The organism is Microbacterium sp. NPDC055312, assembly GCF_053645675.1.
This window is the reverse complement of sequence record NZ_JBSHMU010000002.1, coordinates 216,160-231,121: the sequence shown is the minus strand read 5'-3', so window position 1 is coordinate 231,121 and position 14,962 is coordinate 216,160. Positions and strand designations below refer to the sequence as shown.

General features: G+C 69.5%; 16 protein-coding genes. 1 reads left to right on the top strand and 15 read right to left on the bottom strand.

What is annotated here, in order from left to right:
- Window positions 1-62: 62 nt before the first annotated feature.
- From ACWIDW_RS05480 to ACWIDW_RS05425, 12 genes are all read right to left on the bottom strand, one after another.
- A complete protein-coding gene (locus tag ACWIDW_RS05480; protein ID WP_454123607.1) occupies window positions 63-209 on the bottom strand; it encodes a hypothetical protein in 147 nt (48 codons plus the stop codon).
- Complete coding sequence (locus ACWIDW_RS05475; RefSeq protein WP_454123606.1) at window positions 199-996, bottom strand: TIGR03943 family putative permease subunit; 798 nt, start codon at window positions 994-996, stop codon at window positions 199-201. The genes ACWIDW_RS05480 and ACWIDW_RS05475 overlap by 11 nt, the downstream gene beginning before the upstream one ends.
- The gene (locus ACWIDW_RS05470; RefSeq protein WP_454123604.1) at window positions 989-2,023 is read right to left on the bottom strand and encodes a permease; all 1,035 of its coding nucleotides are present in this window, start codon (window positions 2,021-2,023) and stop codon (window positions 989-991) included. The genes ACWIDW_RS05475 and ACWIDW_RS05470 overlap by 8 nt, the downstream gene beginning before the upstream one ends.
- Entirely contained in the window at window positions 2,020-2,436 is a 417-nt protein-coding gene (locus tag ACWIDW_RS05465; protein WP_454123602.1) for a Fur family transcriptional regulator, read from the bottom strand. Before ACWIDW_RS05465 ends, ACWIDW_RS05470 begins: the two co-directional genes overlap by 4 nt.
- Before the next feature lie 88 nt (window positions 2,437-2,524).
- Window positions 2,525-3,892 carry a cell division initiation protein gene (locus tag ACWIDW_RS05460; protein ID WP_454123601.1) on the bottom strand — a complete coding sequence of 456 codons (1,368 nt, stop codon included), beginning with the start codon at window positions 3,890-3,892 and terminating at the stop codon, window positions 2,525-2,527.
- A 46-nt stretch (window positions 3,893-3,938) separates the two neighbouring features.
- Window positions 3,939-4,802 (bottom strand): metal ABC transporter permease, encoded by an 864-nt coding sequence (locus ACWIDW_RS05455; RefSeq protein ID WP_454123600.1) that lies wholly within the window; start codon window positions 4,800-4,802, stop codon window positions 3,939-3,941.
- On the bottom strand, window positions 4,799-5,635 hold the full coding sequence (locus ACWIDW_RS05450) for a metal ABC transporter ATP-binding protein (RefSeq protein WP_454123598.1): 837 nt from the start codon (window positions 5,633-5,635) through the stop codon (window positions 4,799-4,801). The genes ACWIDW_RS05455 and ACWIDW_RS05450 overlap by 4 nt, the downstream gene beginning before the upstream one ends.
- Window positions 5,632-6,573 (bottom strand): metal ABC transporter solute-binding protein, Zn/Mn family, encoded by a 942-nt coding sequence (locus tag ACWIDW_RS05445; RefSeq protein ID WP_454123596.1) that lies wholly within the window; start codon window positions 6,571-6,573, stop codon window positions 5,632-5,634. Before ACWIDW_RS05445 ends, ACWIDW_RS05450 begins: the two co-directional genes overlap by 4 nt.
- A 62-nt stretch (window positions 6,574-6,635) precedes the next feature.
- Entirely contained in the window at window positions 6,636-8,309 is a 1,674-nt protein-coding gene (locus ACWIDW_RS05440) for a glycoside hydrolase family 13 protein (RefSeq protein ID WP_454123594.1), read from the bottom strand.
- A gap of 115 nt (window positions 8,310-8,424) precedes the next feature.
- The gene (locus ACWIDW_RS05435) at window positions 8,425-9,327 is read right to left on the bottom strand and encodes a carbohydrate ABC transporter permease (RefSeq protein WP_454123593.1); all 903 of its coding nucleotides are present in this window, start codon (window positions 9,325-9,327) and stop codon (window positions 8,425-8,427) included.
- Complete coding sequence (locus tag ACWIDW_RS05430) at window positions 9,327-10,238, bottom strand: carbohydrate ABC transporter permease (RefSeq protein ID WP_454123592.1); 912 nt, start codon at window positions 10,236-10,238, stop codon at window positions 9,327-9,329. The genes ACWIDW_RS05435 and ACWIDW_RS05430 overlap by 1 nt, the downstream gene beginning before the upstream one ends.
- The gene (locus ACWIDW_RS05425) at window positions 10,235-11,539 is read right to left on the bottom strand and encodes an ABC transporter substrate-binding protein (protein WP_454123591.1); all 1,305 of its coding nucleotides are present in this window, start codon (window positions 11,537-11,539) and stop codon (window positions 10,235-10,237) included. The genes ACWIDW_RS05430 and ACWIDW_RS05425 overlap by 4 nt, the downstream gene beginning before the upstream one ends.
- A 99-nt stretch (window positions 11,540-11,638) precedes the next feature.
- On the opposite strand from ACWIDW_RS05425, the gene ACWIDW_RS05420 reads away from it, so the two are divergent.
- A complete protein-coding gene (locus tag ACWIDW_RS05420) occupies window positions 11,639-12,856 on the top strand; it encodes an ROK family protein (RefSeq protein WP_454123589.1) in 1,218 nt (405 codons plus the stop codon).
- Window positions 12,857-12,884: 28 nt separating this feature from the next.
- Here ACWIDW_RS05420 and ACWIDW_RS05415 read toward each other — a convergent pair whose 3' ends face one another.
- The 3 genes from ACWIDW_RS05415 to ACWIDW_RS05405 form a co-directional block, all read right to left on the bottom strand.
- On the bottom strand, window positions 12,885-13,169 hold the full coding sequence (locus ACWIDW_RS05415) for a DUF7882 family protein (RefSeq protein ID WP_454123587.1): 285 nt from the start codon (window positions 13,167-13,169) through the stop codon (window positions 12,885-12,887).
- Between the two features lies 1 nt (window position 13,170).
- Entirely contained in the window at window positions 13,171-13,509 is a 339-nt protein-coding gene (locus ACWIDW_RS05410; protein WP_454123586.1) for a hypothetical protein, read from the bottom strand.
- A 104-nt stretch (window positions 13,510-13,613) separates the two neighbouring features.
- A complete protein-coding gene (locus ACWIDW_RS05405) occupies window positions 13,614-14,948 on the bottom strand; it encodes a dihydrolipoamide acetyltransferase family protein (protein ID WP_454123584.1) in 1,335 nt (444 codons plus the stop codon).
- Window positions 14,949-14,962 lie beyond the last annotated feature (14 nt).

The following is a 14,962-nucleotide window of genomic DNA, read 5'->3' as shown; positions in this document are numbered from 1 at the left end:
CCGGGGCGGGCGGGCCCGGCGGCGGGCCCGCCGCGGGGGCCCCACCCCCCTCTGGCCGCCGGTTACACCCCTTGGGGTCCGACATCTGGAGTGTCGGCCCCCGTTTCGTCACGGCCAGCCCCGGTGTCGGCGGCGCGCAGCGCACGCAGCTGGGCGCGCGTGAGCGGCTGTTCGCCGGTGCCGCCGCCGTCGGGACCGTCAGTACTCATACGGATCCTTCGGCTCGTCGATCTTCTTCACCGTCGCCGGCTCGATGCTCAGCGCGCCGCCGTCGCCGGCGCGGACGGTGCCGGTCACCTCGACCCACTGTCCGGTCTCGTAGTCGCCGTCGAGCCCGCCGCCGCTCACCGGGACGGATGCCGGCTGCGCATCGATCACGCAGTGCGAGATCACCATGCGGGTGAGGTTCACGTCGCCGCCCTCGGCGGGTGTGATGAATCCGGTGAGGGTGACAGCCGCGCCGTCGTACTTCTCGGGACGGGTGGAGTTGGCGAACGCGATCGACCAGTCGCCGACGCCGAAGCTGGCGGTGTCGGCGACGCCGAGCGCGACATCGTCGGCACCGGCGAACAGCGTCGGCGACTCGCCCGCGCGCGACAGCGCGATCTGGGCGGAGAGCGAGGCCGGCGGCAGCACGAGTCCGGCGAGCACGACCGCGGAGGCGATCACGCCGCCGCTCACCGCGGCGATCGTCTGCATCCGGCGTCGACGGCGCGCCCGGGCATCCGAAGCCGATTCATCCGACGCGGCGTGCGCGTGGTCGTGCTCCCCCTCGGCACCGAGCGGCAGCGTGCACGACCAGACGGCCAGGATGAGCGTGACCGCGGCCGCGGCCGCGGCGAACCAGACCGTCTCGGGGCTGATGTACAGGGTGAGGCGGCCGGTCACGGCGAGCACGAGCGTGACCACCGAGATGACGACGGCGAGGCCGACGCCCAGCCAGCGCGAGGCGATCGCACGCCAGCGGTCGCGGCGCGCGTCTGCGGTGTCAGCCAAAGACGTTCACCCCGATCCCGATCACGCAGGCCGACAGCACGACCACGCCGACGACGGCGGCCAGCACGCGGGCGGTGAACGTGGTGCGCAGCAGCGCGAGCATCTTCACGTCGACCAGCGGTCCGACGATGAGGAAGGCTATGATCGCACCCGACGAGAAGGTCGAAGCGAACGACAGGGCGAAGAAGGCGTCGACGTTCGAGCAGATCGCGACGGTCATCGCGAGTGCGACCATCGCGACGATCGACAGCACCGGGTTCGAGCCGATCGCCAGCAGCACGTCACGCGGCACGAGCACCTGCACGGCCCCGGCGAGTGCGGAGCCGATCACGAGTGCCGGCATGACGGCGCGCAGCTCGATGAGGAACTGCACGAGGCTGCGGCGTGCGGGGCTGCCGGGCTCGTGCGCCACGTGCTCACAGGTGTCGACGAATCGCTCGGTGAGCAGCGCCTGCTGATCGCGACGCAGACTGAAGATCCACCCGATCAGATTCGCGATGACGAAGCCGCCGAGCAGACGCGCGACGAGGATCCCGCCGTCCCAGCCGAACGCGGCGTGGGTGGTGAGGATCACGATCGGGTTCACGATCGGCGCGGCGATCAGGAAGGTCATCGCCTCGGCCGGTGCGAGGCCGCGCATCATCAGCCCGCGGGCGAAGGGCACGTTGCCGCACTCGCAGACCGGGATGAACATGCCGAGCAGCGACAGCACGCCGCGCCGCGCCCACGGATTGCGCGGCAGCCAGCGCTGCACGGCATCCGACGGCAGCCACACCTGCACGACGATCGACAGGACGACGCCGAGGATCACCCAGGGCAGCGCCTCGATCAGCACGCTGAGCGCGAGCGTCAGGCCGTCCTGAGCGCGGGCGGGGAGCGCCTCCGGGAAGAGGGTGGGCGCGAACAGGTCGATGAGCACCAGCACGACGACGATGCCCGCGCCGGTGGCGAGGGCGGGGCCGGTCGGCAGTCGACGAGGCGGCTGCCGGTGGGCGTGCGGCGCCGTCGGAGAGGCCGTGAGTGTCACAGTGAGGCCTCGGGTGCGGCATCCTGCCGGTTGGCGCAGCTGGCGCAGAGGCCGAAGATGTCGACGACGTGCTCGGCGTCGCGGAACCCGTGCAGGGAGGCCGTGCGCTGAGCCCACTGCTCGACGTCCTTCGCCTCGATCTCGACCGTCAGGCCGCACGAGCGGCAGATGAGGTGGTGGTGGTGCCCTTCGGTCGAACACGCCCGGTACAGCGCCTCGCCCTCGGGGCTCTGCAGCGAGTCCGCCTCGCCCGAGGCGGCGAGCCCGGCGAGCGCTCGATACACAGTGGCGAGCCCGATGCCGGTGTTCGCCTGGCGCAGCTCGGCGTGCAGCGACTGGGCGCTCACGAAGCCGCGCGCGTCGGCGAGCGCATCGCGCACGCGCTCGCGCTGCCAGGTGTTCCGCTGAGCCATGCCTCGAGTCTAGGCCGGGCGGCTGTGCGGGCGATCAGCGCGGATCGCCTCGGCCGCCGGTCAGCGAGAGCCGGTCAGCGAGAGCCGGTCAGCGGCCGGTGCGGTCGGCCTTCGCGCCGGATGCCGACGACTCGGCCTCATCGAGCGAGTCGGCCTCGTCCGGGGCAGCGGCGCCATCCGCAGCGGGTTCGATCGCGGCGCCATCCGCAGCGGGTTCGATCGCGGCGCCATCCGCCGCGCCGGTGAGCACGCCCTCGGGACGCAGCAGCTCACGCACCTCCGCCATGAAGCTGTTCAGCTGCTGCTGCTGCCAGCGCAGCTGCCGGGTCTGATCCTCGGCATCCCGCAGCACGCCGGTGGCGTGACCGGTGACCGAGTCGACGATCTTCTGTGCCTTGGCCCGTGCGCGCTCGAGGATCTCGCGGGCCTTCACCTGCGCGTCGGCCTCGATGGCCTGCGCCTGCGTGCGCATCAGGCGCTCGTAGTCCTCGGCCTTCGCCGAGATGCGCTGCGCGTGCTCGAGCGATGCGGTGACCTGCTCGTTGGCGTCGGCGGTGATCCGCTCGGCGTGGGCGACCGCCTGGTTGTGCAGCACGAGGAACTCCTGCTGCGCGTCGTCCTGTCGGCGGGTCAGCGTCTCCTCGAACTCGAGCACCCGCGCGTTCATCTCGCGCACCTCGCGCTCGGCGTCGGCGCGCAGGTCGGTGGTCTCGCGGGTGACCATGGCGCGCAGCGCGGCTGCGCCCTTCTCCGCTTCGGTGCGGATGGTCGCGGCCTCGCGCTCGGCCTGCGCGACCTTCTCGGCGGCGTGCGCCGACTCGCGCTCGAGGCGTGCCTCGTGCGCGGTGTGCTCGGTGTCGATCTTCAGGCGGATCTGATCGGCGTCGTGCTGCGCCTGCGCGATGATGCGCGTCACATCGGCGGCGAGTTCGCCGCGCTTGGTCTCGGCCTCTTCTCGAGCCGCTTCCAGCAGTCGCTCGGCCTGGGTCGCCGCGTTGTGGATCAGCACGCTCGCCTGCTCTTCGGCGACGCGGAGCACGGCCTCGAACTGCTGACGGCTCTGGGGTTCGCCGTCACTGCGAGGTGCATCGACGAGTTCCGTGCTCAATGTGGCGATCTGCGCGGCGGCCTCATCGGCCTGAGCACGCGCGGCCGCGAGCTCGGCTTCGAGCCGCGCGATGCGGTCGTCGCTGTCAGCGGTGGCGTCGACGACAGCCCGCTCGGTCTGCTCCCGCAGCTCCTGCAGCTCGCTGCGTCGACGCTCGTCGGCCTCGTCGAGCGACGCGGTGACGCGCTTGAGCTGATCGCGCAGCGTCGCGATCGCGGCATCCACCTCGACCTTGTCGTAGCCCCGGAACGCCTGGGTGAACGACGAGCGATCCTTGGGAACGGTGGTCAGCAGCTGGTCGAAGAAGTCGCCGTTCTGCTCGTCGTCGTTGTGCTGCGTCTCGCTCACCGGGTGGGACCTCTCTCAAGTCATCGCGCGCTCGGCATCAATGATGTCACGCGCGGGCGACGCGCCGAACACGCGAGCGCGCCCGCTGAGCGATCCAGCAACCCGCGTAGATCAGAAACGAGATCGTGGTGATGTAGGGACTCACCGGAAGCGTCCCGGCGAGCGCCAGCAGGATGCCCCCGACCGCCGCCGTGAAGCCGAACAGCGCTGCGAGCAACGGCACCGCGACCGGCCCGCTCGACAGGCGCATCGCCGCCGCCGCCGGGGTGACCAGCAGCGCCATCACCAGCAGGGCGCCGATGATGTGCACGCTGACCGCGACGATCAGCCCGAGCAGCACCATGAAGACGAGGCTGACCGCCCGCACCGGTACCCCGCGCGCCGCTGCGGATTCGGCGTCGAGCGAGTCGAAGCGCAGCGGATTCCACATAACCAGCAGTCCGACCAGAACGACCGCGGAGATGCCGATCAGCCACCCGAGGTCGGGGCTCGACACCGACACGATCTGGCCGGTGAGCAGCCCGAAGCGGTTGGCCGTGCGCCCCTCGACGAGAGAGAGGAACAGGATGCCCAAGCCCAGCCCGAACGGCATCAGCACACCCACGATGGAGTTGCGGTCTCGCGCCTTCGCGCCCAGCACGCCGATGAGGATGGCGGCGATCAACGCGCCGCTGAGCGATCCCACCACCACGCTGCCGCCGAACAGCAGTGCCGCCGCAGCACCGGCGAACGACAGCTCGCTCACGCCGTGCACGGCGAAGGCGAGGTCGCGCTGCATGACGAAGACGCCGATCAGCCCGCCGACGACGCCGAGCACAGCGCCCGCGATGAGCGAGTTCGACAGCAGGGCCAGCAGCTCGCCGTAGTCCTGGAACGAGAAGACGTCGCCCCAATCGAGCAGCGGCCTCACGCGTGCGCTCCGGGGTGCGCGTCGACGTCGTCGGAGTGCTCGTGCGCGTGCGTGCCCTCGGCATCCGGCGCCCCGACGACCACCAGCCGGTCACCGGCGCGCAGCACGAACACCGCCGTGCCGTACAGGTCGGTGAGCACGCGGCTCTGCAGCACCTCGTCGGGGGTGCCGAGCACGAACCGGCCCCCGGCGATGTACAGGATGCGGTCGACGAGGCCCAGGATCGGGTTGACGTCGTGCGTGACGAACAGCACGCCGGCGCCCTGCCGTCTCTGCCGGTCGATGATGCCGGTGATGCCGCGCTGATTGGCGAGATCGAGGCCCGAGAGCGGCTCGTCGCACAGCAGCAGCGCGGGGTCGTCGGCAAGGGCCTGACCGACCCGCAGTCGCTGCTGCTCGCCTCCCGAGAGCAGCCCGACCGGGCGGTCGGCGTAGTGCGCCGCGCCGACGCCGTCGAGCAGCGCGTCGACGCGCGCGCGATCGCCGCGGCGCGGGATCGGCAAGCCGAAGCGGGTGCCGTTCACGCCGAGCGCGACGAGATCGCGCGCGCGCATGCTCGTGTCGGGCGGAAGCGGTCGCTGCTGCGGCACGTAGCCGATCCGGCGGTCGCCGCGTCGAGCGGCTTCCCCGCGTACCCGGATGCTTCCGGCAGACAGCGGCTGCAGGCCGAGGATGCTGCGCAACAGCGTCGTCTTTCCGGATCCCGACGGACCGAGCACGGCGATGAACTCCCCCGGCGCGACGTCGAGGTCGAGTCCCGACCAGAGTTCGCGGCCCGAGCGGTGCAGCGCGGCGCCGCGGATCTCGAGCACGCTGGATCCGGTGCCGCTCATCCGTCGAGGGCGGCGGCGAGGTCGGAGATCGCGGAGCGCATCCACTCAGCGTACGACTGGTCGGCATCCAGCAGCTCGTGAAAGGTGATCACGGGGATGCCTGTGCGCTTCGCGGCGTCTTCGATGCGGCTCGTCTCGGTGCCGCCGGTCTGCGCGTTGGCGAGCACCGCGCGCACGCCCCCGCCTTCGACGAGCGACAGCGACTCGAGCAGGATCGCCGGGGCGACCTCGTTGCCCTCTTCGACCGCCGAGGCGAAGCCGTCGGGCGCGAGGTCGTCGAGACCGGCTGCCGCGGCGAGCGCGGCGGGCAGCGGTTCGGTGATGAACACGGGCGTGCCCTCGAGCGTCGTGTGCAGGGCGTCGAGTTCGCCCTCGATCCCCTCCAGCTCGACCGCCAGCGTCTCGGCCGCGGCGGTGTACTCCGCCTTTCCTGCAGGGTCGAGCTCGGCGAGATCGGCCGCGATCCGCTCGGCGACGTGCGCCACGGTGTGCACGTCGAACCAGACGTGCTCGTTGAAGCCCTCGACGTGCGCGTGCCCGTCGTGCTCATCAGCGTGCTCGTCCGGTTCGACCACGGCATCCGGGTAGTCGTGCGAGAACTCCGCAGCGGTGATGACGACCGCATCAGATCCGTCGATCAGCTCGCGCATGAACGCGTCGTACCCGCCGCCGTTCTCGATGACCAGATCGGCCTTCTGCACCGCGAGACGGTCGCGGGCCGAGGCCTCGTACCCGTGCGGATCCTTCGCGGTGGAGTCGATGATGCTGGTGACCTCGACCCGGTCGCCGCCGATCTCGGCCGCGAGCTGACCGTAGACGTTGGTCGAGGCGACGACGTGCAGCGCGCCCGTCTCGCCGACGTCGGCCGACGTCGTGCATCCGGTCAGGGCGAACACGGATGCGGCGGCGACGGCAAGGAAGGAGAGGCGGGATGGCATGACCTCCACTCTAAACGCTAATGAGAACCATTCTCAACTTGAGACGCGCGGTCGTCGCCGCGTCAGGCGGTCAGCCAGGCGGTCGCCTCACCCGGCAGGGCTCCGTCGCGAAGCGGCTGGGTGCTCAGCACCACGGCATCCGCCTCGGCCCCGAGGTCGAACGGATCGGTGCCGAAGTTCGTCACCACCTGCCATCCGTTCGGGCGCGCGAAGCGCAGCACGTCGGGACGTCCGGTCTCGCCCCACTCGAGCTTCTCCTCCGTCTGCAGACGGCGGCGCAGGCCCAGCGCCTCGCGGTAGAGCGAGAGAGTGGATGCCGGATCCGCCGCCTCGACATCCACCGCGTACTCGGCGAACCACGACGGCTGGGGCAGGTGCGCGCCGTCGGAGCCGAAGCCGAACGACGACCCCTCCGCGCTCCACGGCAGCGGCACGCGGCATCCGTCACGGCCGAGTCCGTCGTACTCGGCGCCGCGGAAGAACGCGGGATCCTGGCGCTGCTCGGGCGAGATCTCGGCGACCTCATGCAGGCCGAGCTCCTCGCCTTGGTAGAGATAGGTGCTGCCGGGCAGACCGAGCAGCAGCATCGTGGCCGCCTCGGCGCGCCGCCGCCCCTGCTCGCGATCGAGCTGGTCCTCGGGACCGCCGGCGGCCACCCACTCCGTGCCCTGCTTGACCGGCCGGCCGTTCAGCTGAGGCAGCCCGTACCGGGTGGCATGCCGGGTGACGTCGTGGTTCGAGAGCACCCACGTCGTCGACGATCCGGTCAGCTCGCTCTGCGCGAGGTTGACCGTGATGAGACGGCGGAACTGCTCGGCGTCGAAGTCGGCCTCCAGCAGATCGAAGTTGAACGCCTGGCCGAGGCCCTCCGCCGACGCGTAGCGGGCCCGCCGCTCGGGCGTCTGCACCCACGCCTCGGCGACGGCGGTGCGCGGGGGGTCGTACTCGTCGAACACCCGGCGCCATTCGGCGTACACCTCGTGCACGTCGTCGCGGTCGGTGATCGGATGCTGACCCGTGGTGCTGTCGATCGCCTCCAGCTCGGCGCGACTGGGGAGCGGCTCAGTGAGGTCCTTGGTGAGCATGTGGGCGACGTCGATGCGGAAGCCGTCGACGCCGCGGTCCGACCAGAACCGCAGGGTCTTCAGGAAGTCGGCGCGCACCTCGGGGTTCGACCAGTTCAGGTCGGGCTGCTCGACGGCGAAGTGGTGGAAGTACCACTGGCCGTCCTCCACGCGCTCCCAGGCCCCACCGCCGAACACCGACACCCAGTCGGTGGGCGGCTCGCTGCCGTCGGGACCCGTGCCCTCGCGGAAGATGTACCGCTCACGGGCGGCCGAGCCGCGTCCCGCGGCGAGCGCCTCCTGGAACCACTCGTGCAGGTTCGACGAGTGGTTCGGCACGATGTCGACGATGACGTGGATGCCGCGCTCGTGCAGCGCCTGAACCATCCGGTCGAACTCCTCGAGCGTGCCGATGCGGGGGTCGACGTCGCGATAGTCGGCCACGTCGTAGCCGCCGTCGGCGAGCGCAGAGGGGTAGAACGGACTGAGCCAGACCGCGTCGATGCCCAGCTCGGCCAGGTAGTCGACGCGGGACAGGATGCCGGCGATGTCGCCGATGCCGTCCCCGTTGCCGTCCGCGAAGCTGCGCGGATAGATCTGATAGACGGCGGCCTGACGCCACCAGGCGGTGGCGTCGATGGCGTTCTGTTCGGCGAGGGACGGGTCGGTCATGGATCTCCTTGTCTTGCGGGTGGTCTGGTCGGTCATAGAGCTTCCGCCCTGGGTTGCTGAGCTTCCGCCCTGGGTTGCTGAGCTTCCGCCCTGGGTTGCTGAGCCTGTCGAAGCATCAGCCCTTGACGGCACCCTGGGTGACGCCCTCCATCACCCAGCGTTGCGTGAACAGGTAGGCGACGATCGCGGGCGCCATCGCCATCAGGTACGAGGCGAAGGCGACGTTGTAGTTGTTGCTGAACTGGTTCTGGAACAGGTTCTGCCGCACGGGCAGGGTCTGCAGGTTCGGGTCGGAGATGATCAGCGACGGCATCATGAAGTCGTTCCACGCGTACAGGAACGCGAAGATACCGACAGTGGCGCTCATCGGCGCGAGCAGCGGGAAGATCAGCTTCCAGAAGGTCTGCCAGGTCGACGCGCCGTCGATGCGGGCGCTCTCTTCGAGTTCGATGGGGATCGAGCGCAGGAACGCGGTGAACAGCAGCACGCTGAAGCTGAGCTGGAACATCGTGGCGAGGATGATCACGCCCATGGGGTTGTCGAGCCCGACTCGGCCGGTCAGCTGGATCTGCGGCAGCGCGACGACGGGGAACGGGATGAACATCGCCGCGAGCAGATAGAAGAAGGAGTACCGGAAGAACCGCCGGTCCCAGTTGCGCACGATCGCGTACGACGCGAAGGCCGCGAGCACGATCGTCGCGATCACCGTCCCGGCCGTGACGAGCATCGAGATCGCCGCGCCGACGGGGAACTTCGTCAGGGTCCAGGCCTGCACGAAGCCGTCGACGCTGAACGGCGCCGGCAGCGAGAACGCGTTGCCGTCGACGGCCTGCCCGGTGGTCTTGAACGCCATCGAGATGGTGACGTACAGCGGCAGCAGCACGGTGACCGCGCACAGGATCAGGATGATGGTGCCCGACCAGTTGACGCGCTCCATCTTCTGACGGGGGCGCCGGCCGTTCGGCTCGAGGACGAGGGCGGCGGTGGATGCCGAGGTGAGAGCGGGCTGGGTGGTCATCAGAGCGCATTCCTTCCGCGCGTCAGCGAGAGCTGGAGCAGGGAGATGAGCACGGCGACGATGAAGAAGATCGTCGCGTTCGCCATCTGGTAGGCGTAGTCGCCGCCGTTGAAGCCCGCGATGATGGTCATCGCGACGCTGCGGGTGGCGGTGCCGGGGCCGCCGTTGGTGAGGCCGACGATGATGTCGTACGCGTTCAGGAAGCCCTTGAACCCGAGGATCACGTTGATCACCACGTAGCCGGCCACCAGGGGGACGGTGATGCGCATGAGCTGCTGCGTCTTGGTCGCACCATCGATCGACGCGGCCTCGTACACGTCGCCCGGCACCGAGAGGAGCCCGGCGATGTAGATGAGCATCGTGCCGGGAATGGCCTGCCACGCGGTGACCAGCACGATCGCGATCCAGGCGAGGTCGGGGTTCGCCAGCAGGCTGGTCTGCAGCCACCCGATTCCGGTCGCCGCTCCCGCCGCCGGGATCGAGTTCGAGAAGAGGAAGTTGAAGACGTAGGCGATGATGATGCCCGAGATCACCATCGGGATGACGAAGATCGTGCGCAGGCCGGTCTTGAACCGGATGCGAGAGGTGAGCCCCACCGCGAGCAGGAACGCGACGATGTTCACGACGATCACGGTCGCGATCGAGAAGCCGAACGTGAACAGGTAGCTCTGCAGGATGGCCGGATCGCTGAACATGGCGATGTAGTTCGTCAGCCCGTTGAAGCTCCAGTCGCCGAGTCCGATCGAGTCGGTGAAGCTGAAGAAGATGCCGATGACGCCCGGAAGGGTGATCGCCAGGGTGAACAGCACGAGGGTGGGAACGAGGAAGAAGTAGTAGATCGGCTCGACGCGGCGGCTGCTGCGCCGGCGAGTGCGGTCGCCCTGCGTGATGACCGTGGACGTGGTGCTCATTCTGCCGACTCCTTCGTCTGGCTGGTGGGCGCCGGGGCGCGGAAGGCGATGCGCGCCCAGTCGGCGTCCATCGTGCGCAGGATGCCGGCGGGGTCGGCGCCGAGCACCATGGCCTGCGCGTAGTTGAAGACGGGGATCGTCTTGGGCACCAGCACCGACGGACCCTGGTAGATGCTGCCGTCGTCGTAGTACTCGATCATCCCCTCGATGCGCGGGTCGTCCGGCGCAGCCGCATCCTGAAGCGGGGTGAACCCGAGCTGCGATGCGTTGTACGCCTCGATGTGCTCGGGCTGGTAGAGGTACTCGAGGAAGTCGCGGGCGGCCTCCTTGTGCCGCGACTCCTGCGGGATCATCGCCGCGAGGTCCATGTTCACCCGCACGGCGAGGTCGTCGGGGTCATCGGTCATCGGCAGCGGGAAGGTGCCGAGCTCGAGGTCGGGCGCGGTCTTGGCGATCTCGCTGAACGCCCACGGCCCCTGCAGGTACATGGCAGCCTCGCCCTTCGAGAAGGCGAGGTTGCCATCGCCGTAGCCGCGGCTGGGTGCGTCGTCGTTGGTGTACTCGGTCGCGAGCTTCAGCATCCGATCCATCGGCTCGGCGAAGTCCTTCTGGAACGAGACCTTCGCATCGGGGCCGACCGCGGTGCCCTCTTTCGCGAGGGCGTCGAAGAAGTCGAGCACGTCGAGCGACCCGCCCACGGAATAGTCGTACCAGCCCTGACCGACCGTCCAGTCGTCTTTGAATGTGGCGTAGAACGGGGTGATGCCCGCCGCTTTCAGCTGATCTCCGACCTGCAGCAGCTCGTCCCAGGTGCGCGGCACCTCGAGGCCCTGCTCGTCGAAGATCTGCTTGTTGTAGATGACCGAGGCGGCCATCACCGAGTAGGGCAGCGCACTGGTGCGCCCCTCGCACGAGCCGTACTGCTCCATGAGCGGCTGCAGGTCGTCGCGCACGTTCTTCGCGGCGTCGGTGCCGCCGAGGTCGCTGAGTGCGCAGCGCTGCACGAACCGCGCGACCTCGTAGTTGTAGTTGGCGAGCATGATGTCGGGAGGGTTTCCTCGCACGAAGCTCGCCGAGACCACGTCGACTCCGGAGGTGTCGATCTCGACGCGCACGTCGTCCTGCGAGTCGTTGTAGTCGGCGACGAGCTTCGTCATGAACTCGATCGCCTCGCGCTTGCTGAACGTGAAGCGGATGGTCTCGCGGCCGTCGGACGAGCAGCCGACAAGAGCGGAGCCGAGCAGCGCGAGCACCGCAGCGCTCGCCGCCGCGCGCACCGCGCGGGAAGATTTCACAGACACCGTCGTCCTTCCGACCTGAAGATCCGAGGAGTAAATCTAGTCGCTAGATTTACTCGCTTGCCGGTACTCTCGCAGAGGGAAGAGAAGAGGTCAAGAGCTGTGAGCGATATCTCCGCAGATCTCGGCACCGGCAGAGCCAGCGTCGGAGCGGTGCTCGACTATGCCTGGACCGCGGGAGAGTTCACGGCGACGGATGCCATGGCATCCACCGCTCTGACCCGATCGACCACCATCGAGGCGCTCGCGACGCTGGTCGGCGCCGGGATTCTCACCGAGCTGCCCAACGCCAGGGCGGCCGGCGCGTATCGCGCGGGACGGCCCGCCCGCCGCTTCATGCTGTCCCCCGGTCTCGGCGCGGTGGTCGGCATCGATGCGGGCGACACGCATCTCGCGATCGCGGTCGCCGATCTCCTCGACACCACGCTCGCGCATCGCCGGGTCGAGCTGAGTCCCGACCAGACGCCCGCGCAGCGCCGAGCGACGATCCTGCATCACCTCGAGCAGTCTCTGGCCGACGCCGGCCAGACACGCGAGTCGCTGCTGGCGATCTGCGTCGGAGTGGCCGCTCCGGTCAACCGCGACGGCGCCTCTCCCCCCCATCCGCAGGGGTTCTGGGAACGCACCAACCCCGATCTCGCTGCCGCTCTCGCCGACTGGGCACCGGTCGTCGAGGTGAAAAACGACGCCCTCCTCGCCGCCGTCGCGGAGGGCTCGCTGGGCGCGGCGGTCGGATGCCGCGACTACGTCGCCCTGCTCGCCGGCGAGCGCTTCGGCGGCGGGGTCGTCGTCGACGGTCACCTGCTGCACGGAGCGCACGGCGGCGTCGGCGAGGGCGTGGTGTTCGACCACATCATCGGCGTGGGCTCGGCCTTCGGCCTCAGCTACGCGGTGCAGGACGAGGTGCGCGCCGCCGTCACCAGCGACGAGATCGGCTGGCGTGGACCGGTGGGGCGCCTCTCGGACGCGGCCCGCATCGATCCCCGCGTCGTGCTCGTCGCGGCTGCCGAGGGGGACCCGGATGCCGTGCTCGTCTGCTCTCGAGTGGGTGAGAAACTCGCGCGCATCGTGGGCGTGCTCGGCAGCATGTACGACCCGGCTCGCGTGATCGTGTGCGGCGCGATCGCCGAGAGCATCGCCCCCGTGATCGACGCCGCTCGCGCAGTGCTGCCGTCGCAGATGCATCTGCCGGCACCCGAAGTGCTCGCGTCGACGCTGGGCGCCGAGGTCGTCGCCCTCGGCGCCGTGGCCACCGCGCGGCGCGCAGCGCGCGAGCGCGCCGTTCCGCTGCTGGCCGAACGGCGCCTCGCCGCGGTCTGATGACGCGCGCCGCTGCTGGAGATGTCGATCAGTTCAGCACGAGCTCACCGCGAGCGTTGAGCTGCTCCATCATCTTCGCGACCCGCTCCGGCGCCACCTGAGGTGGCGGCTCGGCGTCGAATTCCACGACCAGGGGGATGCTGGGATGCATCCACGCCGACAGCCGCCCCGCACCGGACTCGCGGGGCAGCCAGGTCATCATGAAGCTCTCTTGACGGCGGAGCTTGGTGGCGATGAGGATCTTCACGTGCGCGAGCGTGTCGTCGTCGATCTCGATCGCCGGATGAGAGCTGTTGTACTCGAGCTTGCCCACGTCAGTACTCCGGATCGAACCCTGAGCCGAGAGACCCGTCGAATTCGTCGTCGTCGTCCGGCTCGGGCCGGCTGCGCGGGTAGAGCCGATGCGAGCGCATCCTCGCGGCATCCTGAGAGAAGTCCGGATCTGCTCCGTCGGATGCCTGAGGGCCGACGAGGAGGTCGTTGCCGACCCCCACGAGCAGGTCTGCGCTGTCTTTGACGCCGTTCACGACGACCGGGATCTGCAGTGCCTCGGTCTCGCCGTCACGTGCGATGGCGGCCGCCAGCTCCACGAGCGCGTCGGCGACGTCGTCGGTGGTGAGCAGCTGCTGGCCCGCGTAGGAGACAAGTTTCATACCCGAAGGATGGCAGAGCCGCGGGCGCCTGCACTCTGGGTTGCAATCGCTCCCGTGGTGCGGTAGCTGCGGTGTTGCCCATCTGCGACCGCGCCGGGCGAGGATCAGTCGACGAGCAGGGCGGGCTCCTCGAGGATCGACGCGACATCGGCGATGAAGCGACTCATGCCGTCGCCGTCGATCACCCGGTGATCGAACGAGCCCGACACCGTGGTGACCCAGCGGGGGCGCACCTCGCCGTCGACCACCCACGGCTTCTGGGCGATCGTGCCCATGGCGACGATGCCGGCCTCGCCGGGGTTGATGATCGGGGTGCCGGCGTCCATGCCGAAGACGCCGATGTTGGTGATCGTGATGGTGCCGCCCTGCTGGTCGGCGGGGCTCGTCTTGCCCTCGCGAGCGGTCACGGTCAGGCGATTCAGCGAGCGCGCGAGATCCTTCATGCTGAGATCCTGCGCGTCTTTGATGTTCGGCACCAGCAGACCGCGCGGGGTGGCGGCCGCGATGCCCAGGTTCACGTAGTGACGCACGACGATCTCGGCGCCGGAGTCAGTGTCGACCCAGGCGGCGTTGACCGTCGGGGTGCGACGGGCGGCCCAGATCACGGCGCGTGCCATGATCAGCAGCGGTGAGATGCGGATGTCGGCATAGTCGGGCGAGGCCTTCAGCCGCTTCACGAGCTCCATCGTGCGGGTCGCGTCGATCTCCTTCCACACCGTCACGTGCGGGGCGGAGTACGCGCTGCGCACCATCGCCGACGAGGTCGCCTTGCGCACGCCCTTGACCGGGATCGACTCGGAGCGCCCCCCGTCGATCTGCGGCGTGACCGGCAGCGTCTCCTCGCGGACAGCGCTGCGCGCGGGCGTCTCGATATTGCGGAACACGCTCGCCTGCTCGGCGTGCTTGACGACATCGTCTCGGGTGACCTCGCCGTCGGCGCCCGACGGCGTGACGTCGGCGAGGTCGACGTTCAGGTCACGCGCCAGCTTGCGGATCGGCGGCTTCGCGATCACACCGACCGACGACCGCACCGGGCCTTGTGCGCTGGGTCCCTGAGCCTGTCGAAGGGTGCGGCGGCGCGAGGTCGCCCCTCCCCCGGTGCCGTAGCCGACGAGCACCGAACCTCCGCCCTCGTCGGTGGCGGGCGGAGCGGCCGGATCCTTGGGGTTCGCCGCGATACCGGCATCCGCCGCCTCGGCCTCCGACACGAAGGTGATGATCGGCGACCCGACCTCCACGGTCACGCCCTCGGCGACCAGCAGCTCGCCGACGACACCCGCATGCGGTGAGGGCAGTTCGACGAGCGACTTCGCCGTCTCGATCTCGCAGATGACGTCGTTGATCGCCACGGCGTCGCCCGGGACGACCTTCCAGGCGACGAGCTCGGCCTCGGTGAGACCCTCGCCGACGTCGGGCAGGGTGAAGGTTTCGGTGGTCATGAGAGATGTCCTCC

Coding starts and splice junctions, on each gene's coding strand:
- ACWIDW_RS05480 (WP_454123607.1), bottom strand. CDS start 209: ATGAGTACTGACGGTCCCGACGGCGGCGGCACCGGCGAACAGCCGCTC.
- ACWIDW_RS05465 (WP_454123602.1), bottom strand. CDS start 2,436: ATGGCTCAGCGGAACACCTGGCAGCGCGAGCGCGTGCGCGATGCGCTC.
- ACWIDW_RS05450 (WP_454123598.1), bottom strand. CDS start 5,635: ATGAGCGGCACCGGATCCAGCGTGCTCGAGATCCGCGGCGCCGCGCTG.
- ACWIDW_RS05445 (WP_454123596.1), bottom strand. CDS start 6,573: ATGCCATCCCGCCTCTCCTTCCTTGCCGTCGCCGCCGCATCCGTGTTC.
- ACWIDW_RS05440 (WP_454123594.1), bottom strand. CDS start 8,309: ATGACCGACCCGTCCCTCGCCGAACAGAACGCCATCGACGCCACCGCC.
- ACWIDW_RS05435 (WP_454123593.1), bottom strand. CDS start 9,327: ATGACCACCCAGCCCGCTCTCACCTCGGCATCCACCGCCGCCCTCGTC.
- ACWIDW_RS05430 (WP_454123592.1), bottom strand. CDS start 10,238: ATGAGCACCACGTCCACGGTCATCACGCAGGGCGACCGCACTCGCCGG.
- ACWIDW_RS05410 (WP_454123586.1), bottom strand. CDS start 13,509: ATGAAACTTGTCTCCTACGCGGGCCAGCAGCTGCTCACCACCGACGAC.
- ACWIDW_RS05405 (WP_454123584.1), bottom strand. CDS start 14,948: ATGACCACCGAAACCTTCACCCTGCCCGACGTCGGCGAGGGTCTCACC.